Origin of the sequence: Psychrobacter sp. W2-37-MNA-CIBAN-0211, assembly GCF_040309405.1 — a bacterium.
Classification (GTDB): Bacteria; Pseudomonadota; Gammaproteobacteria; order Pseudomonadales; family Moraxellaceae; genus Psychrobacter; species Psychrobacter glaciei.
On the sequence record NZ_JBEOOU010000170.1, the window covers coordinates 1 to 276 of the forward strand.

At 39.9% G+C, this 276-nt stretch carries 1 protein-coding gene; it reads right to left on the minus strand.

Translation table 11 applies throughout. The features are described 5' to 3' along the window. Positions 1–72: 72 nt before the first annotated feature. Positions 73–276, minus strand: a 204-nt coding sequence (locus AAEY72_RS14760; RefSeq protein ID WP_352311291.1) for an MlaA family lipoprotein, incomplete at its 5' end; no start/stop codon positions are given.

The window sequence follows — 276 nt, forward strand, 5'->3', positions numbered from 1 at the left end:
GTGCCATACAACAACCTCACAGACATACAACACCCCCGCAGACATAACTGTCGAGGAGCCTGTATGCCTCGACTATTCAAGCTCATCTAAATACTCATCAAGTAACTCATCATCTGCTTGAGATGATGGAACATCACCATCAAAAACTTTGTAATCCATATGCTGTAAATAGGCATTTTTTACAAAAGCATAAGGATCAAGAGCATTGTCTAATAATCTTTCTTGATCAATGGCTTTAGAGCGGGCATCCAAACCTTTTAAGCCCCATTTTAGTAC